This is a genomic window from Cognatiluteimonas sedimenti (genome assembly GCF_022808325.1).
GTDB lineage: Bacteria > Pseudomonadota > Gammaproteobacteria > Xanthomonadales > Xanthomonadaceae > Cognatiluteimonas > Cognatiluteimonas sedimenti.
The window spans coordinates 942,578-968,886 of the sequence record NZ_JALGCL010000001.1 but is presented as its reverse complement, the minus strand read 5'-3'; the positions used below and the strand labels follow the sequence as shown (position 1 = coordinate 968,886).

Here is a 26,309-nt window from a genome sequence, read left to right as displayed (position 1 = left end):
GCCATGCCTGCCACCGATCCCCAGCTCGACAATCCGTTCTGGTCCTCGCTGCGCAGCCGCCATCGCGCGCTGGCGCTGGTGGCGGGCGAGGTTGCGCGTTACCCGCCGCAGTTCGCGCCTTTCCTCGGGATTGCCGATGCCGACGTCGACGTGGCCGACGCCCTGGCGACGCTGGTGGCACCGGGCGAGACGGTGCTGCTGCTCGGGATCGCGCCCAGGCGGCTGCCCCCGGGCTGGCAGCTGGCGCTGCTCGAGAACCTGCCCCAGATGACCTGCCCGCAGCGGATCCCGGTGCCCGACGGGCCGGAGATCGTCGAGCTGTCCACGGCACATCGTGGCGACGTGCTGGCGCTCACGGCGCTGGTGTATCCGCATTATTTCCGCGAGCGCACGATGGAGCTGGGACGCTATTTCGGCATCTACCAGGGTGAGCGGCTGGCGGCGATGATCGGCGAGCGGCTGGCCACCGCCACGCACCAGGAGATGAGCGCGATCTGCACCCATCCCGACTACGGCGGGCGCGGCCATGCACGACGCCTGACCGCTTTCCTGGGCAACGACAACCTCGACCGCGGCCGCATGCCGTTCCTGCACGTCAGTCGCGCGAACCTGCGCGCCAGGCGCATGTACGAGCAACTGGGCTACCGGCTGCGGCGCGACATCCCGTTCTGGTCGCTGCGGCGCGAGTCCGTCGCGGCTTGAGCTTGCCCGGCCGGCGCGCCATAGGAGCTGCGGGCCAGCACGGCAACCGATGCACCTGGGGAACGCAGGAATGCCGGCGCTGCACCGCGTGCGCCCGGCGTCCAGCCGGCGACGGAAAGGCGGAGCCGCATGTCGGTGGTGTCGCCCGCGCCGCGATCCGGCGTACCGTTCATCGGTCTTCACCGGGCTTTCGTGACCGGCATCGCAGACTTGCGGCGGCTACCCGGGTTTCATGGGGCGCAGGGGGGACACCATGAGCACGAACGTGAACAACGGTTCGGACCGTGTCGAGAGGGCGACCGGGACGATATTGACGCTGGCACTGGTGGTCGGCGTCATCTGGGCGCTGGTCCAGGGCGAAAGCGTACCGTTCGGCCTCGACAGGCTGCTGGGCTGACGCATCGGCCGGGGTGCCGGTGGCATGCGCCGGTGATCCCGGCGCGCGCGGCCGACTTCTCGCCGGCCGCTTGACGCCGATCGGCTTCACCTCGGCCTGAGAGCTGCCTTCGATCCGGTTTAGGATCGGCCGATGGATGCCTCCCAGGCCGCGCCGACGCGCACCCGCCCGGCGATCCCGCGCACGATCTGGGCGCTGGGGTTCGTCAGCCTGTTCACCGACATGGGCTCGGAGATGGTGCACAGCCTGCTGCCGGTGCTGCTGTCCACCACGCTGGGCGCCAGCGCGCTGACCATCGGCCTGATCGAGGGCGCGGCCGAGGCGATGGTGCTGGTCACCAAGGTGTTCTCCGGCTGGGCCAGTGACGCGCTGGGCAAGCGCAAGCCGCTGGTGCTGCTGGGCTATGGCCTGGCGACGGTGGTGAAGCCCCTGTTCCCGATGGCCGACTCGGTGGCGGCGGTGACCACCGCGCGGCTGCTGGACCGCTTCGGCAAGGGCATCCGCGGGGCGCCGCGCGACGCGCTGGTCGGCGACCTCGCGCCACCGGAAATCCGCGGCGCGGCATTCGGCCTGCGACAGTCGATGGACACCGTCGGCGCGGTGCTGGGCCCATTGCTGGCCGTTGCCCTGCTGTGGCTGCTGGCCGACGACATCCGCGCGGTGCTGTGGGTGGCGGTGGTACCGGGCGTGATCGCGGTGCTGCTGCTGGCCACGACCGTGCGCGAGCCGCCGGATGTCGCCCGGCGCGCGGCGCGCCTGCCGATCACGCGCGAGGGATTGTCGCGGCTCGGCGCGCCGTTCTGGCGGCTGGTGGCTCTGGGTGCGGTGATCGCGCTGGCGCGTTTCAGCGAAGCCTTCCTGGTACTGCGCGCAACCGATCGGGGCCTGTCGCTGACCTGGGTACCGATGGTGCTGGTGGTGATGAGCGTGGTGTACGCGCTGAGCGCGTATCCCGCCGGCAAGCTGTCCGACCGGATGCCGCGGCAACGCGTGCTGGCGCTGGGGATGGCGATGCTGGTGCTGGCCGACGTCGCCCTGGCGCTCGCCCGCGGCGAACTGCTGCTTTTCATCGGCATCGCGTTGTGGGGCCTGCACATGGGGCTGAGCCAGGGGATCCTGGCGACCCTGATCGCCGACCGCGTCCCGGCCGCTTACCGCGCCACCGCGTTCGGCATGTTCAACCTGGTATCGGGCCTCGCCTTGCTGCTGGCGAGTGGCGCGGCCGGCATGTTGTGGGAACGCTACGATCCGGCAGCCGCCTTCTGGGCTGGCGCGCTGGTGGCGGCGGTCGCGGCGCTGCTGTGCCTGCCGACCCGCGGCGCGCTGCCGGCGCGCGCAGCGGGCGGTTGATCGGCGTTCGCGGGGTTCCCGGCCAGCCGCAACATTCATCGCCGGTTGGGGCCGCCCGTGGCGCCAACGCCTAGACTAGGCGATCCGCCGTGCCGCGCCGTCGTGCCCCGCGCGCGCCGCGGCACGTCCCCGACCATCGCGTGGAACATGTCCAAAACCTGGTCAATCGTGGTCCTGTGCCTTGCCCTGGCGGCATGCGACCGGCAGCCGCCGGCGGGCGAATCCGTGGTTGCGCCGGTGACCGTGACCAGCGCCGACAACGGCGGCGCGATCAGTTCGCCCGCGGTTGCCAGCAAGCCGCTGACCGCCGACGTGCTCGAGGGCACCAAATGGCCGCCGGCCAGGGTGACATCCGGCGAGGCCACGATCAGCTGCGACACCGACTACGCCACCGCAGGCGACGGCGTGCCGCTGGTCAACCTGGAATATTTCAGCGTGCTCGACGCCATGGATGGCTGTCGCGAAAGCGGCGTGGTGCGGCTGCGCTACGCGGGCAAGATCTCCGCCGACTTCGCCGACCTGGTGCAGCGCGTGGCGGCGATGGCCAAGCGCATGGACATCGATAACCGCATCCTCGACCTCGATTCCACCGGCGGCCAGGTCGAGGACGGCATTCGCGCCGGCGACTCCATCGGCGCCACCCACTGGACCATCTGGGTGCGCGAGGGCAGCGTCTGCCACAGCGCCTGCGTGTTCATCCTCGCCGCGGGGGACAACCGCCTGGTTTCGGGCCAGGTCGGCATCCATCGCATCATCCGCCTGCATTCCGACGCCACCACGCGCGCCGAACTCGAGCAGGAACTGCGTTCGGTGCACGACCAGATCAAGGACTACTTCGCGCGCAACGGCGTCGACATCGCCGTGGCCGACATGATGATGAGCGTGCCGAGCCGCGACCTGCGCTTGCTGACGTCCGACGAGATGCGCCTGTACGGCCTGTCCGGCAGCAACCCGGTGCAGGACGACCTGGAGCGGATCGGCCTGGCACGCAAGTGCGGCGAGGACTTCGTGCATCGCAAGGAAGCCTTCGCGCATGCCTTCGAGCGCAAGTGCGCGGCTTCCGGCGACGACGTCGGCAAAATGAGCGATTGCGGCGTGGAACTGCGCCAGCGCTATGGCTTCCCGGACCGCAAGTGCCCGGGGGAGAGTCCGCTGTCGGAATACGATTGAACGCCGGCTGCGGTGGTGCGTTTCGCGCGGGATGACACGCGAGCGGGGCTTGTGCCGACGCCCCCTGCATGACTTCCGGGGGTGTCTGCCCATGCCCGCGACCAGCACTATCGATGCCTGACGCCCGCACGTGCTGCCTTCGCGCCGGCTTGCGGCCCTTTGCTCGATGATCCGGGGAATGACATGCGCCGAATCCTGGTTTCCGCCATCGCGCTGGCAATTGCCGGCACCGCCTTGAACGCCCCGGCGCAAGCACCTGTCGCCACCGCTGCGGTCGTGGCCGACGCCACCACCCAGCTGCCGCGCGACGTGCGTCCGACCCATTACGACATTGCCGTGGTGCCGCACGCGGACACGCTGGCCTTCGACGGCAAGGCGACGATCACGCTCGACGTGCTGCAACCGACCGATCGCATCGTCCTCAATGCGATCGACATGGCGTTCCCGTCGGCGACGCTGACGCCGGTGTCCGGCGCTGCGGCGCTGCCGGCGCCGAAGGTGGCGATCGACGCCGCCGCGCAGACCGCGACCTTCAGCTTCGACCGGCCACTGGCCGTGGGTAGTTACCGCCTGGCGCTGGACTACAGCGGCAGGATCGGCACCCAGGCCAACGGCCTGTTCGCGATCGACTACGACACTGCGTCCGGCAAGAGGCGCGCGCTTTACACCCAGTTCGAGAACTCCGACGCGCGCCGCTTCATCCCGTCCTGGGACGAGCCCAACCACAAGGCCACCTTCACCCTGACCGCCACCGTGCCGGCCGCGCAGATGGCGGTCAGCAACATGCCGGTGGCCGACACCACCGACCTCGGCAACGGCCTCAAGCGCGTGCGCTTCGCGCGGTCGCCGAAGATGTCGACCTACCTGCTGTTCTTCGGCCTCGGCGATTTCGACCGCACCACCACCATGGCTGATGGCGTCGAGGTCGGCGTGGTGACCCAGAAGGGCAAGGCCGGGCAGTCGCAGTTCGCGCTCGACTCGGCGGCGGCGGTGCTGAAGGAATACAACGACTACTTCGGCGTGCCGTATCCGCTGCCAAAGCTCGACAACATCGCCTCGCCGGGGCGCAGCCAGTTCTTCAGCGCGATGGAGAACTGGGGCGCGATCTATACCTTCGAGTACGCGCAACTGCTCGATCCGAGCATTTCCACCCAGCGCGACATGCAGAACGTGTTCACCACCGCGGCGCACGAGATCGCGCACCAGTGGTTCGGCGACCTGGTGACGATGAGCTGGTGGGACGACCTGTGGCTCAACGAGGGGTTCGCCTCGTGGCTGGAAGGCCGTACCACCGAGAAACTGCACCCGGAATGGAATACCGCGCTGTCGGCGGTGGGCGTGCGCGAAGCGGCGATGGGCCTGGACGCCGTCGCCACCACCCATCCGGTGGTGCAGCACGTGGAAACCGTCGAGCAGGCCAGCCAGGCGTTCGACTCGATCACCTATTCCAAGGGCGAGGCGGTGATCCGCATGCTCGAGGGCTACGTCGGCAGCGACGCCTGGCGCGATGGCGTGCGCAGCTACATCAAGGCGCATGCCTACGGCAATACCGTGTCCGATGACCTGTGGAACGCGATCGAGGCGGCGGCGCGCAAGCCGATCACGAAGATCGCGCACGACTTCACCCTGCAACCGGGCGTGCCGATGATCCGGGTCGAATCCGCGCAGTGCAGCGGCGGCAACACCACCCTGCAACTGGTGCAGGGCGAATTCACCCGCGACCGGCCCGACAAGGCGCCACTGTCATGGCAGGTGCCGGTCATCGCACAGGCACTTGGCGGCGTGCCGGCGCGGACGCTGGTGGCCGGCGGCAAGGCAACGCTGCAGGTGCCCGGCTGCGACCCGGTGGTGGTCAATGCCGGCCAGAGCGGTTACTACCGCACCCTGTATGCGCCTGCGCAGTTCCAGTCGCTCAGGGCCGCCTTCGCCCGCCTCGCGCCGATCGACCAGCTCGGCCTGATGAACGACGCCTGGGCGCTGGGCATGGCCGGACTGCAACCGGCGTCGGATTACCTGGACCTGGCCAGCGTGGTGCCCGCCGGTGCCGATCCGCAGATCTGGGGCGACGTCGCCGACAGCCTCGGCGGCCTCGACGACTATTACCGCGGCGATGACGCGCGCCAGTCGCGGTTCCGCAAGTTCGCGATCGCGACGCTCGCGCCGGTGTTCGCCCGCGTGGGCTGGGAAGCCATGGCTGGCGAGGCCGACCCGATCAAGAACCTGCGCGTCAACCTGATCGGCACGCTGGGCGGGTTGGGCGACGCCGACATCATCGCCGAGGCGCGACGTCGCTACGCCGCCAGTGCGTCCGATGCCGCGGCGATGCCGCCTGCATTGAAGCGCACGATCCTGGCGGTGGTTGCCCGGCATGCCGATGCAGCCACCTGGGACAAGCTGCATGCCGCCGCGCGCGCCGAAACCACGCCGCTGGTCAAGGACCAGCTGTACGCGCTGCTGGCCACCCCCGAGGATGCGGCGCTGGCCCAGCGTGCACTCGACCTTGCGCTGACCGAGGAGCCCGGGGCAACCAACAGCGCCGGCATGCTCTCGATCGTGTCGGGCGGGCATCCCGACCTGGCGTTCGACTTCGCGGTCGCGCACAAGGCGGAGGTGGACCGTCGCGTCGATTCGACTTCGCGCAGCCGCTATTACCCGGGCCTGGGCAGCCGGTCTCGCGATCCGGCGATGATCGCCAAGCTGGATGCCTTCGCCGACGCCCACATCGCCAAGGGCTCGCGCCGCGCCACCGACACCGCGATCGCCAGCATCCAGTACCGCCGCATGGTGATCGAGAAGCGCTTGCCACAGGTCACCGCATGGCTTGCGAGGCAGTCCCGGTAGGGCAGGGACCCGACCCTGGGAGGGCGCGGCTTCACTCCCGCTCGAAACCTTCCAGGTCGTCAAGCATCCGCAGGCTGCGGCGGATGCCGTCGGCACCGTCGTCCACCCGGGCATTCGCGGGGCGCGGCTTGCCGGCCGCGCGTACCGACCAGGCCCAGGTCGCGACCATGCCGACAATCCCCAGGGCCAGGCTGACCCAGATCCACGCGGGCGTCGGGCCGACGGGCCGCTGCGGATCCAAGCCGGCGAAACCCACCACCACCAGCACCCACAGGATCCACCACGGCAGCCCGCACGCATTCGAGTTGAAGACCTGCACGCGCAACAGCAGGCGCAACCGCTTCTGGATCGCCAGTACCGGCGCGGCATAGTCCACGGTAGTCGCCAGCCCGGCCACGAGGCCCGCCAAGGCCACGTGGGCGATCCCGGCGACGTGCAACACGATGCCGGTCAGCAACAGGCCGGGCGTGTGCAGGTTGGCCCGCCAGCACGCCACGCCCAGCACGATCAGGCCGACGCCCAGCATTGCCTGCAGCAGCATGCCCACCAGCAACATGCGCAGGTTTCCGCGCGCCTTTCCCAGCTTGCGCTCGCGCAGGTCATGCAGCCGCAGCGCGTTGTCCAGTTGCAGCCGGCGATCCAGCGCTTGCCAGGCGGATTTCAGGTCGTCGAGATCCATTGTGTCGGTTCCTTCGCCGGGGGTCAGCCGAGTTCGGTGCGGATGCGTTGCTTGAGGCGCGCGATCTTGGTGGCGACATTGGTCTCGCTGATCCCGAGGATCTCAGAGATTTCACGCTGGCTGCGCTCTTCCAGGTACAGCAGCACCAGTGCGCGGTCCAGCGGCGCCAGGCGTGCAATGACCTGCTGCAGCATCCGGACCTGCGCCGCAGCCTCGTGTCCGTCGTCGACGCCCGCATCATGGGTCTCGTCCATCGGCACAAGGTGGCGATCGCGGAGGCTGCGTATCCGCAACTGCGAGATCGCCACGTTCAGCGCGACCCGGTACATCCAGGTGGTGAGCGGGCGCGCGCGGTCGTAGGCCGGCCACGCGCGCCACAGCTGTGCCGCGATCTCCTGCGCGAGGTCGGCGCGATCCACGGGGTCGCGCGCGTAGCTGTTGGCGACCTTGAAGAGGATTCCGCGATGAAGCTCGAGCAGGGTGGCGAATTCGCGCCGCGCCTCGGTAGTCATGGTGACGGCAAGTTCCATCGCGTGCCCTGTGCGATCCGGGTTTCGTGAACATGATTCGCGGCAGGGCGGGAAATATCACGCGCGAGCCCGAAAGCCGCCGGCCACCGGCGTGGAACCGTTGGCGCCGCCTCAGCGGCCGCCGCCACCCCCGCCGCCGCCACCACCGCCGGAGGAGCCACCCCCGCCCGAGGAACTGCCGGGCGGGCTCGACGAGGACGCGATCTGCGAGCTCAGGCTGCTGCCGATCGAACTGGCGAAACCGCCGAGGTCGCCGGCACGACCGCCGCTGTACCAGGCCATCGTCGCCGTGGTCGCGGCGGCCGCCGCTGCGCCGACGGCGAGCGTGAACTGCTTCGTCCACGCCTCTTCGACCTCCAGCGCGACGGCATGCGGCAGCAGCCGCTGGTAGCGTTCGGCATCCAGTGGCGGCGGCGCGTCGGGGCCGGGCAGGCGGGCCAGTTCGTCGCGCTCGGCCACGCCGAGGTAGAGCTTCAAGCCCTCGATCTCGTCCAGCAGCTTGCGCCCGGCGTCGGTCGGTGCCTTCACCAGCACCGCGAACACGATCACGATCGCGGTCATCAGCACGGCGCAGGTGATGATGACCACCACGCCGGCACCGCCGCTGGTCAGCAACGCCAGCGCAGTGGCGACCGCGGCGATCGCCATCGCGACCAGGGTGCTGCCAGCGTTGCCCTTGAACATCGCCGGCTGGTAGCGCGCCTTCAGCGCTGCGCCATGGGCAGCCTGCGCCGACTGCATGGTGGAGGCGTTGGTGTTGCGCAGTTCGAGCGTGGACTTGCCGGCGGGGAACAGCTTGTGCAGCAACGCACGCTGCGCATCGTCGATATCGTCGGCGTCCGCAGGCAGTCGTTCCAGCGACCATGCGTCCTTGAGCAGCTTGTCTTGGCGATGGATGCGGACGTCGCCGGCGACGGCCAGCGCCAGCAGGTCGGAGGAGAAGCAGCGGGTGTCATAACCCATGCGCCGCAGGTAACGCAGCCCGGCGGGCGAATGTCCGGTCGGCGGCTCGTAGCGGGCGATGATGATGCCGGGGCGCGGGTCGCGGCCGACCTTGCGCCAGCGTTGCGCGCAATAGCCCGACAATGCGAGCAGGCCCAGCAGCGCGACCAGCGCGCCGCGGTTGTCCTCGAAGAACCACAGCACGCGCTGCGCCCGCGTCGGCGCCGGAACCAATCCCTTGGGGAACGACAGCACGATGGTCAGGCCCTGCCGTGGCGGCAGCGGTTGCGTCAGTCGCCATCTGGCGTTGCCAGGAGCGGTCAGGCGCGCGGAAAAATCGTGGCCCGTCGCGCCCTGTGCGCCGGTGAAGCCGCCGGCCTGCATGTCCGCGACCGGCACCGCTTGCGGCAACCGCACTTCGACGCTGCCGCTTTCGATCGGGAACGCCCAGCCGGTACCGATCGCATTCCAGTACAGCTCGTCGTGGTCGGCGAAGAAGCCGAGCTGGCGGGTGGTGCGGTAGTGCAGGGTGTAAGTGTAGTTGGCCGGAACCTGCAGGAAATCGTCGTTGCCGGTGTTGATTCGCACGCCGTTGGCCCGACTTTCGGTGAACCAGGGTTCGGGCCGGCCGTCGCGGGTGACGCCCAGCATCTCGAAGTCGACCACCACGCGGTTGCCGTAGCGGTCCTTGTAGCGGGTCGGGAAATCACGATAGATGCCGCGCCTGATCTGGTTGCCTTCGGCGCGCACGGTCATGCGCTCGGTGACGTCGAGGCTGCCGTCGGCCGCGATCGCGACCCGGCTGTCGTAGGCGAGGATCCGTTCCTGCGCGGCGAGCGGCGACGGCGCGGCCCACGCCAGCGACAGCAGCAATGCCGCCAGCCATGCGCGCGGGGTCATCGATCCATCTCCACCGGGACCGGGTTGCGTCCGTCCTCGACGGCCTGGAAGAATTCGGCACCGGCGAAGCCGAAGCCGCGCGCAACCAGCGCATCGGGAAAACGCTGGGTCGCGTCGTTGAAGTCGCGCACCGCGCCGTTGTAGAAACGGCGCGCGTACTGCAGTTGTTCCTCGACAGCCACCAGGTCGCGTTGCAGCTGCAGGAAGTTGCTGCTGGCCTTGAGGTCGGGATAGGCCTCCTTGAGCGCGACCAGGCGGCCCAGCCCCAGTTGCAGCGCGCTCTCCAGCTCCCCCAGCCGGGCCGGCGCGGCCTGGGTCAACGCCTGCGCACGCAGGGCGGTGACCGCTTCCAGCAGCGCGTGTTCGTGCCCGGCGTACGCCTGCACGGTGGAGACCAACTGCGGCACCAGGTCGTGGCGCCGTTGCAGCTGCACGTCGATGTCGGCCCAGGCCGTGCGCACCTGGTTGCGCAGCCGCACCAGCCCGTTGAAGACCAGCAGCGCCCAGGCGCCCAACGCCAGCGCCAGCGCCAGCACGACCAGCGTCATCGTCATCTTGTCGCCCCCCACCGCGGCATCCCGGTGCCGGCATTATTGCGCGACGGATCAACGCGTGTCGCCGCTGCCGATTACCGACAGGGCTGCCGCCGCTGTACGTATCGAAGCGACGGAAGCGGGAGGCCGCGGGGCGTGGCCTGGTTGCCGCGAGGCCGCATGGACGATGTCAGGCCGCGCCGACGTGGATCTCGGCGTCGCCCACGGATACCACCTGGCCCGCGCGGATCTTGCAGGTCTTGCGCAGCTCCGGTGCGCCATCGACGCGTACCGCGCCAGTGGCGACCAAGGCCTTGCCGGCGCCGCCGCTGTCGGCAAGGCCGGCCAGCTTCAGCAACTGGTTGAGTTCGACGAAGTCGCGGTCGAGCTGGAAGTCGATGCGTTGCATGCGCGGCTCCGGTGGGGGTCGCGGACTGGGCCGACAAAGGCAGTCGCCGCTTCAGCCGCCACGATACAGCGCAGGGAACAGCTGCTTCAGGTGCACCAGCTTGGGCGCGTCGTTGTAGACGATGTACGGCTCGTCGGGATGCATGCGCAGGTAATCCTGGTGGTAGGCCTCGGCCGGGTAGAACTTCTGCAGCGGGCCGACCCTGGTGGCGATGGGCTTGGCGAAGACCCTGGCCGCCGTCAGCTGGGCGATGTAGGCGTCGGCGATCTTCTTCTGCGACGCGCTCGTGGTGAAGATCTCGGAGCGGTATTGCGGGCCGACGTCCGGCGACTGCCGGTTGAGTTGGGTCGGATCGTGCGCGACGGAGAAGTACACCTTCAGCAGTTGTCCGTAGCTGACCCGGGCCGAGTCGTACACCACCCGCACCGATTCGGCATGGCCGGTACGGCCGCTGCCGACGATCGGATAACGCGCGGTCAGCGCGCTGCCGCCGGCGTAACCAGACACCGCATCCTTGACGCCCTTGACGTGCTCGAATACCGCTTCCACGCCCCAGAAGCAGCCACCGGCGAACACCGCGACCTGGTCGCCGGCAGCGGCGCTGCGCGGCGCGTCGAGTTTCGGGTCGGGCAGCTGCACCGGCTTGCTGCGGGCGCCGGCGAAGTTGCAGGCGGCCAGCAGCGCCAACGTGCCGATGGCAAACAGGCTGGAGCGGATCGGGGCCATGGCGGATCTCCGTGGGACCGGGGGTCAGGCGGCGGCGAAGCGCAGCGCCGCCGAATTCATGCAATAGCGCAATCCGGTCGGCTTCGGGCCGTCATCGAAGACATGGCCCAAGTGCGCATCGCACCGCGCGCATGAGATCGCGGTGCGCAGCATGCCGAAGCTGCGGTCGCGCTCCTCGACCACGTTCTCGCGCGCGATCGGCCGCCAGAAGCTGGGCCAGCCGGTGCCGGATTCGAACTTGGTCGCCGAGTCGTACAGCGCGGTGTCGCAGCAGATGCAGCGGAACACGCCCTTGCGGTGCTCGGTGAGCAACGGGCCGGTGAAGGCGCGCTCGGTACCCGCCTTGCGGGTGACGCCATAGGCCAGTGGCGACAGCTGCCTGCGCCATGCGGCGTCGGTTTTCACAACCCTGGGAACGCGCACGGCCTGCAGGCGCTTGCCGGCATTGCTGAACTCGACGATCGAAACCGTGGCCGGCCGGGTGCCCGCGTCCGCGGCCGCGATGGCGGCCTCGCTGCGGCGCGTGCAACCCAGCGCAAGCGCCGCCAACGCGAGGGTGGACGAGGCGAGGAAACCGCGGCGCTCCGGCAGGCGGGGCGCTTCGGCGGACATGCCGTGGATTGCGAGGGTGCGGGACATGCTCATGCGATGGGTACGCAGTAGGGGGCGGGGCGGATGCATCCAACGGGGCAGGGAAAGGCCAGCCAAGGTTTAGACCCCGCCATGGCGCATCGGTTCCGCCGGCGTATCGCGGCGGGAACCCAGCCTGCGCCCACCAGCGTGAACTCAGCCATGCCGCCTTGGGCCCCGCTCGGGAGCCCGCGATGAGGGGCAGCAGGCTCCGGGCCTGCAATGCCGGTGCCTGGGCAATGTGGCGCGACGCGGCTCGCCGGGTCGCGCCACGCGGTGGGCGGTCAGCGCCCGTTGACGCCGTAGCGGCCGGGACCCAGCAGCGCGATCGCGAGCCCGGTGCCGAGGAACATCCCCTGCAGTTCCAGCGCCCAGCCGCCCTGCTGGTTGAGCATGCCGAACTGCGACAGGTGGGCGAGGCCGAATGCGAACAGCATGTTGACCACGACCAGCAAGGCGCCGAGGCGGGCATGGAAGCCGGCAATCAGCATCAGCGGCGCCAGCACTTCGCCAACCAGTGCGCCGTAGGCAAGGAACGTCGGCAGGCCGTGCGCTGCCAGCATGCCCTCGATTCCAGACAGCCCACCGCTGAGCTTGGCGATGCCGTGGAGCAGGATCAGCACGCCCAGCACCAGCCGCAGGACCAGCTTGCCGAGATCGGATTGCGCGTTCTGGTTCATCGATTCCTTCTCCCCGTAGAGTCGAATGGGGCCGCCCACGGCGGCCCGCCCGCAGCATAGAGGGGACGACCTGTGCTGTCGCGTGGCCGGGGCGCGCTTCCACCAGCAGCGACGTCATTGCAGTCCCGTCGTGGAAGCGCGCGCGGGCGATGCGTCGCGCAATGGATCAGCGGATCGGCACCTGCAGTCGGCGGCCATTCCAGTCCAGTTCCACGCCGTTGGTGGTGATCGCGGCGACCACCGCATCGCCGATGCGGTCGCCCTCGCCGATGCGGTTGCCATCGAGGATGACGAAGCGCCTGGCCGGATCGGGATTCCACATGTGCATGCTGAGCTTCAACGGCGGCAGCGACTTGCGTTCCTCGGCCGACAGGTCGGACAGGCGCAACACGGTGTTGGCGGGCGTCGACGGCGCTGGGCTGACGGGCGCCGGAGTGGCAGGGGCGGGCGCAGGCGCGGGGGGCGCGGCTGCGGAGTCGGGCGCGATCGGCGCAGGGACTGGCGGCAACTGCGGCGATTTTCGCACCATGCCGGCGTCGGCTCGCGCTGCCGCCGAGGGCGCGGGCGTCGCCTCGGGGGTCTTGGCGGGCGCCCGCTCGAAACGTGGCTGCGGAGCCGGCAGGTGCGCAGGCGGCTTTGCCGCCGCCGTGGTGGTGGCAGAAGCAGGCGTTGCGACGGCTGGGTGTTGCGGCAGCAGGCCGCGCGCGTACCACGCCACGGCGAAAAGCAACACGCCGCCCAACAGCCACCATGCCCAGGCCGGCAGCACCGCGGCTCGCGACGCATGCGCCGGTGGCAACTCGACATGCAGGCCCGGGGCCTGGCCGCGCCGGCGTTCGGCTTCGGACTTGCGCAGGGCTTCCAGGATCAGCGACATGGCTCAGTCCAGCGCCGGGAGCAGATGCGGGCCGGGATCTCGCGCGGCAAGCGCGAACAGGGTTTCCGGCCCGACCACCCCGTCGCTGGCGAGCCCTTGTGCGGCCTGGAAAGCCCGCACGGCCTGGCCCAGGTCGCTGGCGGCGCTGTCGTCGGGCGCGGCAGTGGCGACCGATGCTGCTGCCAGGCGTGCGCGCACCCACGCCGTGGCCGGGCCGGCGTCGCGCAGCGGGACCGGCGCGGCCACCTCCGGCGGGGTGCGCCACAGCGCGGCGTACTCACCGGTCCAGGCGCGCGGCAACGCGACCCGCGGCGCGTCGACGAGCGCATCGCCCAGCCGCAGCCGCACGCGCCGGGCATCGGCGCCGAGCAGCAGCGCCCAGCCGTCGCGGTCGGGCCCGCGCAGGCGCAGCAGTACCGGGCGGCCGATCGCCGCCAGCGTGTCCAGGTCGGCGCGTGCGCGCAGGCAATGCACGCCCGGCGCCAGCACCGGCGCGCATTGCGCGGCGATGGCGACGTCGGCGGCGGCGGTCGGCAGGTCCCACAGCGACAGCAGTGCCTGCCACGCGGCAAGCGGCGTGGCCACGGCGGTGGCGATGCGCTGCGCCAACGCATCGGCATCGGGGGCAATGGCGACAGGCCGCGGCACAGGCGCTGCCGCCGCTGCAGCGGCAGCGGGCGCCACCTTGGCGAACGGCGCCGGCGCCGGCGGCTCGCGTCGCAGCAACACGAACGCGGCGACCAGCAACATCGCCGCCAGCAGGGCCAGCGCGAGGTGGATCGGCCTTGCCTTCCCCGTCCGCGGTCGCGCGGGGGGCAGTGCCTCGGCGGCGGCGAGGTCGACCAGCCTTGTGCCGACGATGGCTTCGTCGCGCGCATAGCCGGCCAGCAGGCTGCGTTCGGCGAGGACGTTGAGCAACCGCGGCACGCCGCCCGCGTGCCGGTGCAGGCGCGCGATCGCGGCCTTGTCGAACGGCAGGCGCACGCCGCCGGCGACGGCGTGGCGATGGCGCAGGTAGCGTTCGGTTTCCGCGGCGTCCAGCGGCGTGAGGTGGAAGCGGGCGGTGATGCGTTGCGCCAGCTGGCGCAGGTCGCCGCGGGCCAGCAGCGTGCGCAGCTCGGGCTGGCCGAGCAGGATCACCTGCAGCAGCTTCTGGGTGTCGGTTTCCAGGTTGGTCAGCAGCCTCACCTGTTCCAGCGCTTCGATCGACAGGTCCTGGGCTTCGTCCACGATCAGCACCACGCGCAGGCCTTGCGCGTAGGCCTCCAGCAGGTAGGCGTTGAGCGCGTCGACCAGCGCCTTGGCGCTGCCACGCTTGCCGCGGCCGTCGCCGGAGTCCAGGTCGAGGTGCAGCTCTTCGCAGATGGTTTCCAGCAGTTCCAGCGGTGTCTGCCGCGGGTTCAGCACCAGCGCGACCCGGGTGTTGTCCGGCAGTTGTTCCAGCAGCAGCCGGCACAGCGTGGTCTTGCCGGTGCCGACCTCGCCCGTGAGCTGCACGAAACCGCCGCCGCCGCCCTTGTCGATGCCGAACAGCAGGTGCGCGAGCGCGTCCCGGTGGCGCTCGCTGAGGAACACGAAGCGCGGATCGGGGGTGATCGAGAACGGCGGCTCCTTGAGGCCGTAGTACTCGAGGTACATGCGCGGACCGATGGCGGCGGGGCACCTAGCCTGCCACGAAACGCCGGGGCGCGAGCTATTCGGTGATGTCCCTGGCCTCGGCGGTGCCGAGCATCTCCACGTGCTGCAGCCGCCGCGGGCGCGCCACCAGCGGATAGGCGAGCACCGCGCCAAGGATGATCGCGACGCCGCCATAGAACGCCGGGGTCAGCTCGTGCTGTTCCCCCAGCAGCAGGATCGCCAGCACGATGGCGTACACCGGCTCCAGGTTCACTGCCAGTTGCGCCGCGAACGCGCTCATGTGCCGCAGCGCCGCCAGCGACAGCGCAAACGGCAGCAGCGTACAGGCCAGCGCCAGCGCCAGCAGGTACAGCGCGTCGTGCTGGCCGGGCAGCACGAACAGCTCGCCGGCGAAGGCGGGGAACAGGTGCGGCATCAGCGGCGCCAGCGCGGTCATCGCCAAGGTGCCGGCGCCGAGTTCCAGCGCGGTCACGGTGAGCGGATCGGCGTGCTCGACCAGGCGCTTGTTGAGCGAACCGAACAACGCCACGAACAGCGCCGACAGCGTCCCGACCGCGATCCCCAGGCGCATCCCGTGCGGAACGCCGCCGACCACCAGCGCCACGCCGGGCAGCACCGCGAGGCCGAGCGCCAGTTCGCGGGTGGAGAACCTGCGTCCGGCGAGCCTGGGCTCGACCAATGCGGTGAACACCGTCGCCAGCGCCATGCAGGTCGCGCCGACCGAGGCGTTGGCCAGCTTGATCGCGCCGTAGAAGGTCAGCCAGTGCAGCGACACGAGCACGCCGATTCCCGCATAGGCCAGCAGCAGCCGCCCCGGCATTGCCTGCAGGCCGCGCCAGACCCTCGGCACGCAGGACAGGGCCGCGACCACCAGCAGCATCCGCCACCACACCAGCGGCAGCGCCGGCAGCGTGATCAGTTTGCCGAGGATCGCGGTGAAGCCCCACAGCAGCACGCAGAAGTGGATCTGCAGGAACGCCTTGCGCGAGTCGGTCATCGGCATGGCGCGCATTGTAGAGTGCCGGCAACCCCCGCCAGCGGTGGCCCGTGGCCGATCCCTTCCTCGAGTACCTGCACGACCTGTTCGCCGATTTCGGGCCGATCCGCACCCGCGCGATGTTCGGCGGGCACGGCGTCTATGCCGTGGTCGATGGCGGCGCCGACGTGATCATCGGCGTGGTGATCGACGAGGGCCTGTACCTGAAGGCCGATGCGCTGACCGTCGGCCATTTCCGCGACGCCGGCTGCGCGCCGTTCGTGTACGAGGCCCGGGGCAGGTTGCTGCCGATGAGCTACTGGTCGCTGCCGGATGCGGCGATGGACTCGCCGCAGGCGATGCTGCCGTGGGGCGGCTGGCTTGGGAAGCGGCGCTGCGCAAGCCGCTGGCGAAGCCGCGCAAGCCGAAACGCGCGCCACCGTCTTCGCGGTAACCCCGCGTGGCCTGCCCCGCAGCGCAGGGCTTCGCCGGGGCATGCGACCCGCCGCGCGCCGCTCAGCCCGCGCCAAGCAACCGTAGCAGCGCCATCGCCGCGGCCGGGTTCCGCTCCTTTGCGGCGCTGATGAAATACACGAACACGTCGCGGGATCCTGCCGCCGGTGGCGCCATGGGCTCGATCCGCGGCAGGTCGTCGGGCTCGCCGCCCGAGCCCCAGATGCGCGCGCGTTGCGCCCACCGTTGCAGCTCCGCCTCCGGATAGCCGGTGGCGATCGCGCTCTGCGTCCTCATCAGCCGTGCGTAGACGAAATCCGAGGTCACATCCGCGAACGACGGATGCTCCCGCGAATCGGTGAACACGGTCGCCATGCCATGGCGCCGGGCCAGGGCGAGGTAGTCGGCATCGACGAAGCCCGGGTCGCGCACGTCGAGCACATGGCGCAGCCGATGGTTGCCGACGCTGGTCGGCAGCAGTTCCAGGAAGGCGGCGAAATCATCGTGGTCGATCGGCGGCCCCGGATCGAACTGCCACAGCAGCGGCCCGAGCCTGGGGCCAAGTTCGGCGATGCCAGCGACGAAATCGTCGACCTGCGGCCCGGTCTTCGCCAGCACGCGCGACTGCATGATGCGCCGCGGTGCCTTGGCCGAGAACACGAAGTCCCCGGGCGCCTCGTCGCGCCATTTCGCGTAGGTCGCCGGCTTCTGGCTGCGGTAGTAGGTGCCGTTGATCTCGATCGCGCTGACGTGGCGGCTGGCGTATTCCAGTTCGCGTCGCTGCACCAGGCCGCGGGGATAGAAGTTGTCGCGCCATGGTGCATAGGTCCAGCCACCGATGCCGACGCGGATGCCGTCGATGGCGGCCGGAGGCTGCGCGGGCATCTCGCTCGGCGACGAGCGCATGCGCGCGGCCCGGCCTGGCTCAGGCGTCCTGCCAGGGGTCATGGCTGCCGAACCACCACAGGTGCCCCTCCGGGTCGCGGCAGCCGTAGCCGCGGCCGCCATATTCCTGGTCGGCGATGTCGATCACGATGGTGGCGCCGGCGGCCTTGGCGCGGGCATGGTGCGCAGCGACGTCGGCCACGATCACGCAGGGGCTCTGTGTCTCGCGCAGTCCGGTTTCATCCGGTTGCGCCATCAGCGCGTTCCACGCGCCGTCGTTGCCGGCGGAGCTGAGCATCACCATGCCGTTGCCGAAGACCAGCTGCGCGTGCAACACGATGTCGCCGTCGACGTACACCGCACGCCTTTCGAAACCGAAAGCGCGGCACAGCCATTCGATCGCCGCGGGCGCGTCCCGGTAGCGCAGGGCAGGGACGATGCTGGAGCCGTTGCCTGAAGCCATCCGGTGTCCTCCTGTCGTTGCGTACGCCGCGACCGCCGCCGTTACGTCCTCGGCTCGGCCGGATCCGGCCCCGCTTGCGGGCGCGGTTCATCGCGGGGCCGCGCCGATTGTCCGGCGGCCTCGTGCAGCCAGTGCGCTGCCGGCTGCGGCCGGCCGAACAGGTAGCCCTGGCCGTGCAGGCACCCCATCCGGCGCAAGGCCTGGTGCTGCGCTTCGGTCTCGATGCCTTCGGCGACCACTTCCAGCCCCAGCGATTGCGCCAGCGCCAGGATCGCGCCGACCACCGCGCAACTGCGCGAAGCGTCGCCGGGGCCCAGGTCCTCGATGAAGGTGCGGTCGATCTTCAGCATCTTCAGCGGGAAGCGGTGCACGTAGCCCAGCGACGAATAGCCGGTGCCGAAGTCGTCCAGCGCCGCGTCGATACGCGCCTCGCGCAGGCGATGCAGCACCCTGGCGACCGCATCCGGATTCTCCAGCAGGGTGCCTTCGGTTACCTCGATCCGCAGCCGCGCCGGGTCGAAGGCCGTTTCCGCGGTCATCGCCAGCATCCGCGCGTCCAGGTCCTCGTTGCGGAAGTGCCTGGGCGAGACGTTGATGGTGATGAACATGTCGTCGCGCAGCAGCTTCTTTCCCTCGATGCAGCTGGAGTGGTACATCTGCCAGTCGATCGCTTCGATCAGCCCGCATTCCTCGGCGACCACCATGAAATCACCGGGGGCAAGCACGCCACGGACGGGGTGGTTCCAGCGCACCAGCGCCTCGTAGCCGACCCTGGCGCCGTCCGAAAGCCGGATCAGGGGCTGGAAATAGGGCTCGAATTCGCGCGCGGCCAGGCCCCTGCGCAATTCCTGTTCCATGCCGAGCACGTCCATCGCCGCGCGCTGCAGCGAGTCGTCGAACAGCACGAAGCGGTTGCGGCCCGCCGCCTTGGCCCGGTACAGGGCGGTGTCGGCGTCCTGCAGCAGCGCGTCCACGCTCTGGTGGCGCGGATGGCTGATTGCGATTCCGATGCTGGCGGAGCTGTTGAGTTCGCGACCTTCGACCTGCATGCCTCCCTGCAGCGTTTCCAGGATGCGCTGCGCCACCCTGGTGGCGGTCTGCGGCTGCGGCACCTCTTCCAGCAGGACAGCGAACTCGTCGCCCGACAGTCGCGCCACCACGTCCGGCTCGCGCACGCAGTGCAGCAGCCGGGCGGAGACTTCCTGCAGCACGCCGTCGCCGGCCAGGTGCCCGAGGCTGTCGTTGATCACCTTGAAACGGTCGACGTCCAGGTACAGCAGGGCGAAACGGCGTTCCGGGTGGCGCTTCATTCCCGCGATCGCCCGTTCGATGCGGTCGCGCATGTACAGGCGGTTGGGCAGCCCCGTCAGCGGGTCGTGCATGACCTGGTGCTTGAGCTGGGTCTCGACCCCCTTTCGGACCGCGATCTGCTCGCTCAGCTCGCGGGTGCGGTCCTGCACGCGCTGTTCCAGGTCGGCATTGAGCTGCTGCAGGGCTTCGGCGCTGCGGCGGCGTTGCAGGCTGCTGGCGATCTGGTGGGCGACGAAGGTCAGCAGTTCGGCGTCGCCCTCGTCGTAGGTCCGGTCCTCGCGGTAGCTCTGCACGGCCACGGCGCCCAGCACCTTGTCGGACTCCAGCAGGGGCGCGCCGAGCCAGCAGATCGTCTTGGGCCCCTCCAGAGAGGGACCGATCGCCAAGCCCGGCTCGATCTCGCCGCGACTGACGAGCGACTGGAAGGTCGGCGCATCGACGAGCGCGGGCGCGCGCTGGCGCATGACGTATTCGGTCAGGCCACGTCCCGGCTTGCGCGGCGGGTTGGCCTGCAGGCCGGCGGCCCGGTAGTAGGGGAACACCAGCTCCTGCCTGTCCTCGTCGAGCAGCGCGATGTAGAAGTTCTCCGCGTACAGCAGGCCGCCGACGACATCGTGCACCTGGCGGTAGAACGCCTCGCTCCCCTCCTCGGAGTTGGCCAGCGCGGCGATCTGGTAGAGGCTGGCCTGCAGGTGCTCGGCGCGCTCGACCTCTGCGATCTGGTCGCGCAGCATGACGTTGGTTTCGGCCAGCTGTTCAGTGCGCTCCTCGACCCAGCGCTCCAGTTCCCGCTGCCCGCGCTTGCGTTCCAGCGCGGTGAGGATGTGCTCGGCGACGAATGCCAGCAGCGCGCGGTCCTCGTTGGTGTAGCGCACGCCCTCGACGTAACTCTGCACCACCAGCCCGCCATGGACGCGGCCATTGCGTTGCATCGGCACGCCGAGCCAGTCGATGCTGTCGGCACCGGCGATCCGCAAGGGGCCAGAAACCTGTGCGCGCAACTCCTCGGTCGTGCCCATCAGCGGCCGCGCGTCGCGGATCAGATAACCGGTGAGCCTGCGTTCGAAGTCGGCCATCGGGAAATCGCGATCCACGGCCGGCGCCTCGGTGTCCTCCGAATCCACGTAATAGATGAAGCGCAGGCTGTCGCGCGCTTCGTCGTACAGCACGATGTAGAAGTTTTCCGCGTACATCAGGCCGGCGACGATCTTGTGCAGGCCGCGCAGCATGGTCGGCTTGTCCAGGTCGGAGCCGGCGATGTCGGCGATGGCGAACAACGCGCGTTGCAGGCGCTCGGCCTTTTGCAAGTGCGCGACCGCCGCCTGCAGCCGTTCCAGGGACAGGACTTCGGCCATGCGCGCGCCGGCGTCCCGGCACAGGCGCTGCGCCGAGGGCGTGTCCGGGAGCGGGGATTCCAGCCGCAGCAACGCCGCCCCGCCGCCAGGGTCGTCGCACAGCAACACATGCCTGTTGTCCGAGCGGACGGCATTTCCGGCGCGGCGCGCGGAAACCTCGCGCACGGCACGCGCAACGGCGCTGTCGTTCCCGGCGCCGGCGGGTTCGCTGGCGACGGCTTCGGGCCAGCGGGGGGACCAGTAGGCGGCGTCCAGGCGCCGCCCCAGCGCCTGGAGCAGTACGGCGATGACCTGCCGCGGGGTCGTTGCCGCCAGCAACCCGGCATGGAAGGAGGCGACACCCGGGCTGGCGGACGGTTCGGGGCGCGGATCTGGCTGCATGCGGTCTCCCTATGCGCCCAGACTAGCGCCGCGAGGTGGCCCGCAACGTGATGCCCGCGTCAGATTCGCCCGCGGACTGGCGCCCCGGGCGCCAGTCCGATTCGGAGCAAAGTCAGGCCGGCAACGGTTCGGCCGCGGCGGCGGGGCTGGCGACCGACGCGGCGGGTGCCGCCGTGGCCTTCCGCGCCATGCGGTCGGCGGCAAGATCGGCCATGCCATGCAGGCGCGCGATCCGGCCCCAGGCCAGCATGGCGACGATCGCCTGGCCGAGCAGGAACGACAGCACGAACGCGCCCACGCCGGCGCCATCCACGCGTACCCGCAGCCACGCGAACAGCAACGCCAGGCCGTAGCCGACGATGCTGGCCACCAGGTACACCAGCAGCGTCGCCAACGGGCGCTTGATCAGCAGCTTGCAGCCACGCCACCAGGCCTTGATCACCGAACGCAGCCCGGCGTCCGCGCCGAGCCAGCCACGCCCGGCTTCCACCGTGGCGTGCGCGAGCACGAACACGACGGCAAGGACGGCCATGCCAAGGCGCGAGGCGTTGTCGACTTCCGATGCCAGGATCGCCTGCTCGGTGCCCTTGTCCAGTGCGCCGATCACACCGCCGCCGATCGCCGCGGCGATGCCGAGCGGAATCAGCGACCACAGCAGCATCCGCAGCATCCGCCAATACTCGGACACCCCGCCATGGACAAGCCCGCCGAAGCCGAGCCGGCGGCCGGCGCGCAGCGACGCCACCACCATGCCGGTCAGCCACGGCGACAGCAGCAGCATCAGCACCGAGCTCGCGCCGAGGCTGGCGCCGAGCCAGCCCATGTGCTCGCCGATCTTCATCAAGCCCTGGACCAGCAACGGCAAGTTGCGGCCTGCGGCGATGTCGTCCGCGTGCAGCGAATGCCCGAACTGCGCCTGCAGCGTGGTCCACAGCGGCGTAGCGACCAGCAGCACCGGCAACAGGGTGGCCAGGATCCACAGCAGCAGCAGGCGCCACTGCAGGGCGGACTTCAGGGCGGCGAGGGCGGCGCCGAAGCCGCCGCGGCGGGGGGTGCGGTTCATAGGCTCACCAGCAAGGAGAAGAGGGTCTGCAGGGCGGACGCGAACTGGCCGGAGAGCCGGCGCGCGACCGAACCATTGCCTTCCAGCGTGCGGCTGTCGTCGAACTTGCTGGCGTCCAGGTACACCTTGTGGTCCGGATCCAGTTGTACCGACACCGCCTTGCCGGGCTTCGTCCAGGTGAAGCGTTGCCACGGACGCGTGCCGTCGAAGCGTGCGGTTTCGCTGCTGCCATCGGCGAATTTCACCAGCAGCGCCTGCGGCACGTCGGCGCCGGCGCGGCGCACCAGCACGACCGTGCGGTACGGGAACGGGCCTTCGCTGTCCTTCGCCCCGGGATGCGCCTTCTTCCAGGCTTCGCGCTTGTCGGCGACCGCCTTGTCGATCGCCTTGCTGGTCAATTCGACGCGCTTGCCCTTGTACTGCACGTAGCCGGCCTGCGGCAGCACTTCGCTGCTTGAGAACGAGGCGATGCTGTCATCGACCGGATGCACGCCGTACACCTGGCTGGCGAAGATGCGCTCCACCGTCGATCGTTGGCCGGTGCCCTCGATGAGCGCCTCGCGCAGGTCGGCGATGCTGGGATGGCGGAACTTCCAGCGCGCGTAGTAGAGCTTGAACGCGCGCTCCAGCGCCGGCGTGCCGACCGCCGCCTCGAGGTCGCGCATGGTGGTGGCGGTGCGCGAGTACACGGTGCCGTAGCTGCCGCCGGACATGCGGTTCCACGAGTTCTGGCCGAGTGGATCGGCCGGATGCTCGGTCATCGCGCCCAGGCGTTCGTAGTCGAACACCGGCAGGCGCAGGTCGATGCCCAGCTTCTTCATGAGTGGCGTGCCGAGGTGGATGTCGCGCTTGGCGGCGCGCAGCATGCGCTGGTCCCAGTACTCGTTGAGGCCTTCGTCGAGCATCGGCTCCTCGAACTCGTTGGAACCGAGGATGCCGTAGAAGTAGCCGTGGCCGAATTCGTGGATGGTGACGAAGTCGAGGAGGTCGCGGGTGGTGGAGCCGGGCGGGACCTCGTCGAAGCTCGATGCGGTGAAGAACGTCGGGTATTCCATGCCCCCGGCTTCGTCGGCGTTGTGCGGCGGGATCACCACCGTCACGGTGCGGTACGGATACGGGCCGAGCGTGCGCGAGAAGTACTCGAGCGACTCGATGGTGGCGTCCAGCGCCGGCTTGGCGTTGTTCTCGTATTCGGGCGTGTACAACACCCGGACCGTCACCTTGGGGCTGCCGGCACCGGTGTAGTAGCCGACCAGCGGCTTGGCGTAGCGCTTGTCGGCAGTCCAGGCAAAGTCGTGCACGTCGCCCTGGACGAAGCGGTGGGTGACCTTGCCGTCCTTCTCGACCCGCGCGCCGGTCTGTTCGCCGGTGGCGCCGACCGTGTAGCCCTTGGGCACGGTGATGCGCACGTCGTATTCGCCGTAGTCGGCGTAGAACTCGCTGTGGGCGTGGAACTCGTGCGCGTTCCAGCGTGGCGCGGTGGCGCCGCGTTCGCCCGGCAGCTCGAGCACGCCGATCTTCGGGAACCACTGGCCGACGAGGTGGAAGCTGCCGTAATAACCGGTGCGCGCGATCACCCGCGGCAACTGGTCGAAGAACTCGATGTCCAGGGTGGTACTGGCACCGGGCGCGACCGCCTGCGGCAGGTCCAGCCGCACCACGGTGCGGTCGGTCCCCGGACCGCCGTCGGGTTGCACGAAGCTCCATTTCACCGGCGCGCCATCCTGGGCGACGTCCTGCAGCTTGACGTAGCCCCAGTTGCCGTCCTTGACGTCGACGCCGCTGCGGAACTTGTCGTTGCCCTCGCGCAGTTCGGTCATGAAGGTGCTGCCCGGGCCCTCGAACGCATTGAGGTACAGGTGCAGGTACACGCTGCACACCGGCTGCGCGCTGCGATTGCGCCAGGTCAGTTGCTGCTTGCCGGCCACGGTGTGCTTGACCGGGTCCAGGGCGGCGTCGATCGAGTAGCGGACCACGCGGTCGGACAGGGTGGCCTCGTTGCCGCTGCGCGGCCCGCCCCAGGCATCGGCCGCGCTGGGGGTAGCAACGGCGGCGGCATCGCGTCCGGCCAGCGGGATTGCCGCACAGGCGGCGGGCCCTGCGGCAGGCTCCGCGGCCCGCGCGGACAGTGGCAGCCCGGCGACCAGCGCCAAGGCCAGGAGCATTCGCACATGCGGCATCGATCGTTCCCCCGGAGACACGAAACCGCAAGCGTGCGGCAATCGCCGCGACACGGCAATCCGGACCCGTGGCCGATGCGCGCGAGGCCGCGACGCGGTATGGTCGGCGGTCGATCCAGCCCGGAGACCGCCATGACCCATTCCGGCAGCTGCCACTGCGGCAGGATTGCCTTCACCCTGGAGGGCGAGGTCAAGCAGGTGATCGACTGCAACTGCTCGATGTGCCGCCGGCGTGGCGGGCTGCTGGCGTTCTTCCCGCGCGAGGCGCTGGTGCTGGCGTCGAAGGAAGGCGACTACGGCACCTACCGCTTCAACAAGGAACACATCGCGCACCACTTCTGCCCGACCTGCGGGATTTCGCCCTTCAGCGAGGCGACCGATCCGAAGACCGGCCGGGCGATGGCGGCGGTCAACCTGCGTTGCCTGCCGGACGTGGACCTGGCGGCCCTCGAGATCAGGCAGGTGGACGGCGCGAGCTTCTGAGGTGCGCGCCGCCGTCGTGGCGGCAATCGCCGCTCAGTCTTCCTCTTCCTCGAATTCGACCAGCGCGTCGAGGTCGAAGGCCAGTGCTTCGACCGCCTCGCGCACCTTGCGGGCGGTGGATTCGTTGGGCGCCTCGATCTCCAGTTCGTGCGCATCCGGGCCACGGATGTCGCTCAGCCCGGCGGAACTGGAATCCGAATCGTCCATGCGATCCATCATGTCGGCGACTTCCTCGACGTGTTCGATCCCGTCCAGGCTCTGCAGCAGGTTGATCACGGCACGGGCGTCGTCTTCGCTCCCGGTCAGGCGCAGTCGCAGGGTCGGCATCGGGGCTTCTCGCTGTGGGGTGCGAGGAGCCTAGGCAGGCGCAAGCTAATGCGGCGTGACGGGCGGGCCGGGCATGTGCAGGTCCGCGGAAGCGCGCGCTCCTTAGCGATGGCGGGCCGCGGCCGGGGTTGCTATTCCGCGGGTTGCGCCGGCGGTGGCGCGCGCACCGGCAGCGGTACGTTGCACAGGTCGATGTGGCCGGCCGGGACCTTGTACCAGGCATCCTTGCGGTTGCGGCGCGATTCGACCACCTGGGCGAACACGGGCGTGTCGGTACGCAGCAACTGCAGCGGGGTGCGTTCGGCCTCGGGCAGGTCGGCCGCCAGCGCGATCGACCTGATCGGCGTGCGCAACCCGGGCTCGTCGTAGAACCCCATCGGTTGCGGCCCCCGCGGGGTCACGCTCAACAGTTCCATTCCCTGCACGACGCGGCCGACGACGGTGATGTTGCGGTCGAGCTGGCGCGGCGACTGGCCGTCTACCACGTACAGCTCGGTGCCGTTGCTGGAATCGGCGGCGACGTCGCGGCCGGCGCCCAGCGTGCCGTAGCAGTGCGCGAGCCAGGCCTGGCCGGACTTCGGGTCGCGCGCGACGGGAAAGCCGCCGGAGAAACCGATCTCCGGCGCCCAGCCATCGCTGTCGGGCAGGCGGTCGAAGGCCAGGCCTTCGGATTCCCGGGTGAATTCTGCCGGCAGCTGCGCCTTCGCGTTGCCGATCGGCTTGCGCGCCTTTTCGTCTTCGGTCGGATCGCCGAACTGGACCACGAAGTTGTCCTGCGAGCGGTAGATGCTGAGGCCGTCCCAGTAATGCTCGTGCGCCAGCGTGCGGATGTTGGCGACGTGCGCCGGCGCGAACGCGGGCGCCAGTTCGATCACCACGCGGCCGCCGGCAAGCTCCATGTACAGCGTGTTGGCCGGATCCAGCGCGCGCCAGTCGGACGGGCTCGAGCCATCCAGCAGTTCCTGCATCGACTTGGGCGGTGGCACGACCGCCGCCGCCCCGGGCGATTGCGCCGATGCCGCGGGCAGCACGATCGACAACGACGCCCACAGGGCGAACAGCAGGGCGGACGACAGCGGGCGCAGGTTCGACACGGGCGGCTCCTTCGGCGGCGATGCGCCGATTCTGGCGCAGCGCCGCCGATGCCGCCATGCGGCGCGGACCCTCAGTGCCGGGTATGCGTCTTGTCGCTGTCCGGTTTGCGCCCGGAACCGGACTTGTTGCCGCCGCCGTCCTGCTTGTTGACCGTGGCCCAGGCAATCCGCTCGGCATCTTCCTTCGAGCGGCCTTCCTTCTTCTCGCTTTGTTCGATGTGCTGGGCCTGGCGCTTCTGCTTGTCGGTGTAGCTGGATTTGTCGCCGCGTGGCATGGGGTTCTCCTGCGGTCGCGAGGGGGTGCGACATCGGCACCGTAGGTGGCCGACCGTCA

At 69.8% G+C, this 26,309-nt stretch carries 25 protein-coding genes and 1 pseudogene; 7 read left to right on the top strand and 19 right to left on the bottom strand.

Annotation, left to right across the window (positions count from 1 at the left end; all coding sequences use genetic code 11):
• Nucleotides 1-3 precede the first annotated feature (3 nt).
• From MQC88_RS04585 to MQC88_RS04570, 5 genes are all read left to right on the top strand, one after another.
• The gene (locus tag MQC88_RS04585; RefSeq protein ID WP_243319432.1) at nt 4-702 is read left to right on the top strand and encodes a GNAT family N-acetyltransferase; all 699 of its coding nucleotides are present in this window, start codon (nt 4-6) and stop codon (nt 700-702) included.
• A 265-nt stretch (nt 703-967) separates the two neighbouring features.
• The gene (locus tag MQC88_RS12980; protein ID WP_256451734.1) at nt 968-1,099 is read left to right on the top strand and encodes a hypothetical protein; all 132 of its coding nucleotides are present in this window, start codon (nt 968-970) and stop codon (nt 1,097-1,099) included.
• A gap of 132 nt (nt 1,100-1,231) precedes the next feature.
• Nucleotides 1,232-2,449: an MFS transporter gene (locus MQC88_RS04580; protein ID WP_243319430.1), complete on the top strand. Its 1,218-nt coding sequence runs from the start codon at nt 1,232-1,234 to the stop codon at nt 2,447-2,449.
• A 147-nt stretch (nt 2,450-2,596) separates the two neighbouring features.
• Nucleotides 2,597-3,619, top strand: coding sequence for a COG3904 family protein (locus MQC88_RS04575; protein WP_243319428.1), 1,023 nt, complete (start codon nt 2,597-2,599; stop codon nt 3,617-3,619).
• 183 nt (nt 3,620-3,802) lie between these two features.
• Nucleotides 3,803-6,460, top strand: coding sequence for a M1 family metallopeptidase (locus tag MQC88_RS04570; RefSeq protein WP_243319426.1), 2,658 nt, complete (start codon nt 3,803-3,805; stop codon nt 6,458-6,460).
• Nucleotides 6,461-6,491: 31 nt separating this feature from the next.
• Here MQC88_RS04570 and MQC88_RS04565 read toward each other — a convergent pair whose 3' ends face one another.
• From MQC88_RS04565 to MQC88_RS04515, 11 genes are all read right to left on the bottom strand, one after another.
• Nucleotides 6,492-7,139 carry a hypothetical protein gene (locus MQC88_RS04565; RefSeq protein ID WP_243319424.1) on the bottom strand — a complete coding sequence of 216 codons (648 nt, stop codon included), beginning with the start codon at nt 7,137-7,139 and terminating at the stop codon, nt 6,492-6,494.
• 23 nt (nt 7,140-7,162) lie between these two features.
• Complete coding sequence (locus MQC88_RS04560; RefSeq protein WP_243319422.1) at nt 7,163-7,669, bottom strand: RNA polymerase sigma factor; 507 nt, start codon at nt 7,667-7,669, stop codon at nt 7,163-7,165.
• A 111-nt stretch (nt 7,670-7,780) separates the two neighbouring features.
• Nucleotides 7,781-9,511 carry a DUF2207 domain-containing protein gene (locus tag MQC88_RS04555; protein WP_243319420.1) on the bottom strand — a complete coding sequence of 577 codons (1,731 nt, stop codon included), beginning with the start codon at nt 9,509-9,511 and terminating at the stop codon, nt 7,781-7,783.
• Nucleotides 9,508-10,059 (bottom strand): LemA family protein, encoded by a 552-nt coding sequence (locus MQC88_RS04550; protein WP_243319419.1) that lies wholly within the window; start codon nt 10,057-10,059, stop codon nt 9,508-9,510. Before MQC88_RS04550 ends, MQC88_RS04555 begins: the two co-directional genes overlap by 4 nt.
• Before the next feature lie 175 nt (nt 10,060-10,234).
• Complete coding sequence (locus tag MQC88_RS04545) at nt 10,235-10,453, bottom strand: RNA-binding S4 domain-containing protein (protein WP_243319418.1); 219 nt, start codon at nt 10,451-10,453, stop codon at nt 10,235-10,237.
• 51 nt (nt 10,454-10,504) lie between these two features.
• Complete coding sequence (msrA, locus tag MQC88_RS04540) at nt 10,505-11,179, bottom strand: peptide-methionine (S)-S-oxide reductase MsrA (protein ID WP_243319417.1); 675 nt, start codon at nt 11,177-11,179, stop codon at nt 10,505-10,507.
• A gap of 24 nt (nt 11,180-11,203) precedes the next feature.
• The gene (gene msrB / locus MQC88_RS04535) at nt 11,204-11,818 is read right to left on the bottom strand and encodes a peptide-methionine (R)-S-oxide reductase MsrB (protein ID WP_243319416.1); all 615 of its coding nucleotides are present in this window, start codon (nt 11,816-11,818) and stop codon (nt 11,204-11,206) included.
• Between the two features lie 275 nt (nt 11,819-12,093).
• The gene (locus MQC88_RS04530; RefSeq protein ID WP_243319415.1) at nt 12,094-12,489 is read right to left on the bottom strand and encodes a DoxX family protein; all 396 of its coding nucleotides are present in this window, start codon (nt 12,487-12,489) and stop codon (nt 12,094-12,096) included.
• 166 nt (nt 12,490-12,655) lie between these two features.
• Nucleotides 12,656-13,366, bottom strand: a complete 711-nt coding sequence (locus MQC88_RS04525; RefSeq protein WP_243319414.1) for a general secretion pathway protein GspB — start codon at nt 13,364-13,366, stop codon at nt 12,656-12,658.
• Nucleotides 13,367-13,369: 3 nt separating this feature from the next.
• Nucleotides 13,370-15,004 (bottom strand): ExeA family protein, encoded by a 1,635-nt coding sequence (locus tag MQC88_RS04520; RefSeq protein ID WP_243319413.1) that lies wholly within the window; start codon nt 15,002-15,004, stop codon nt 13,370-13,372.
• A gap of 55 nt (nt 15,005-15,059) precedes the next feature.
• Nucleotides 15,060-16,007, bottom strand: coding sequence for a DMT family transporter (locus tag MQC88_RS04515; RefSeq protein WP_243319412.1), 948 nt, complete (start codon nt 16,005-16,007; stop codon nt 15,060-15,062).
• Nucleotides 16,008-16,051: 44 nt separating this feature from the next.
• On the opposite strand from MQC88_RS04515, the gene MQC88_RS04510 reads away from it, so the two are divergent.
• On the top strand, nt 16,052-16,564 hold the full coding sequence (locus MQC88_RS04510; protein ID WP_243319411.1) for a TfoX/Sxy family protein: 513 nt from the start codon (nt 16,052-16,054) through the stop codon (nt 16,562-16,564).
• Here MQC88_RS04510 and MQC88_RS04505 read toward each other — a convergent pair.
• The 5 genes from MQC88_RS04505 to MQC88_RS04485 all read right to left on the bottom strand — a co-directional run bounded on the left by MQC88_RS04505 (nt 16,497) and on the right by MQC88_RS04485 (nt 24,056).
• The gene (locus MQC88_RS04505) at nt 16,497-17,339 is read right to left on the bottom strand and encodes a DUF72 domain-containing protein (RefSeq protein ID WP_243319410.1); all 843 of its coding nucleotides are present in this window, start codon (nt 17,337-17,339) and stop codon (nt 16,497-16,499) included. The two genes, MQC88_RS04510 and MQC88_RS04505, sit on opposite strands and share 68 nt — an antisense overlap.
• Nucleotides 17,340-17,358: 19 nt before the next feature.
• On the bottom strand, nt 17,359-17,781 hold the full coding sequence (locus tag MQC88_RS04500) for a VOC family protein (protein WP_243319409.1): 423 nt from the start codon (nt 17,779-17,781) through the stop codon (nt 17,359-17,361).
• 41 nt (nt 17,782-17,822) lie between these two features.
• On the bottom strand, nt 17,823-20,828 hold the full coding sequence (locus tag MQC88_RS04495) for an EAL domain-containing protein (protein WP_243319408.1): 3,006 nt from the start codon (nt 20,826-20,828) through the stop codon (nt 17,823-17,825).
• 112 nt (nt 20,829-20,940) lie between these two features.
• Nucleotides 20,941-21,891 (bottom strand): hypothetical protein, encoded by a 951-nt coding sequence (locus MQC88_RS04490; RefSeq protein WP_243319407.1) that lies wholly within the window; start codon nt 21,889-21,891, stop codon nt 20,941-20,943.
• Nucleotides 21,888-24,056, bottom strand: a complete 2,169-nt coding sequence (locus MQC88_RS04485) for a M1 family metallopeptidase (RefSeq protein WP_243319406.1) — start codon at nt 24,054-24,056, stop codon at nt 21,888-21,890. The genes MQC88_RS04490 and MQC88_RS04485 overlap by 4 nt, the downstream gene beginning before the upstream one ends.
• Before the next feature lie 147 nt (nt 24,057-24,203).
• Here MQC88_RS04485 and MQC88_RS04480 point away from each other — a divergent pair, with 147 nt between their 5' ends.
• Nucleotides 24,204-24,554: a GFA family protein gene (locus tag MQC88_RS04480; RefSeq protein WP_425491547.1), complete on the top strand. Its 351-nt coding sequence runs from the start codon at nt 24,204-24,206 to the stop codon at nt 24,552-24,554.
• 33 nt (nt 24,555-24,587) lie between these two features.
• Here the strand turns inward: MQC88_RS04480 and MQC88_RS04475 are convergent, their stop codons facing one another.
• The 3 genes and pseudogenes from MQC88_RS04475 to MQC88_RS04465 all read right to left on the bottom strand — a co-directional run.
• Nucleotides 24,588-24,881: a hypothetical protein gene (locus MQC88_RS04475; protein ID WP_243319405.1), complete on the bottom strand. Its 294-nt coding sequence runs from the start codon at nt 24,879-24,881 to the stop codon at nt 24,588-24,590.
• 131 nt (nt 24,882-25,012) lie between these two features.
• A complete protein-coding gene (locus MQC88_RS04470; protein WP_425491546.1) occupies nt 25,013-25,975 on the bottom strand; it encodes a peptidylprolyl isomerase in 963 nt (320 codons plus the stop codon).
• Between the two features lie 104 nt (nt 25,976-26,079).
• Nucleotides 26,080-26,250, bottom strand: a pseudogene (locus MQC88_RS04465) (HupB); the annotation flags it as partial.
• Nucleotides 26,251-26,309: the final 59 nt, after the last annotated feature.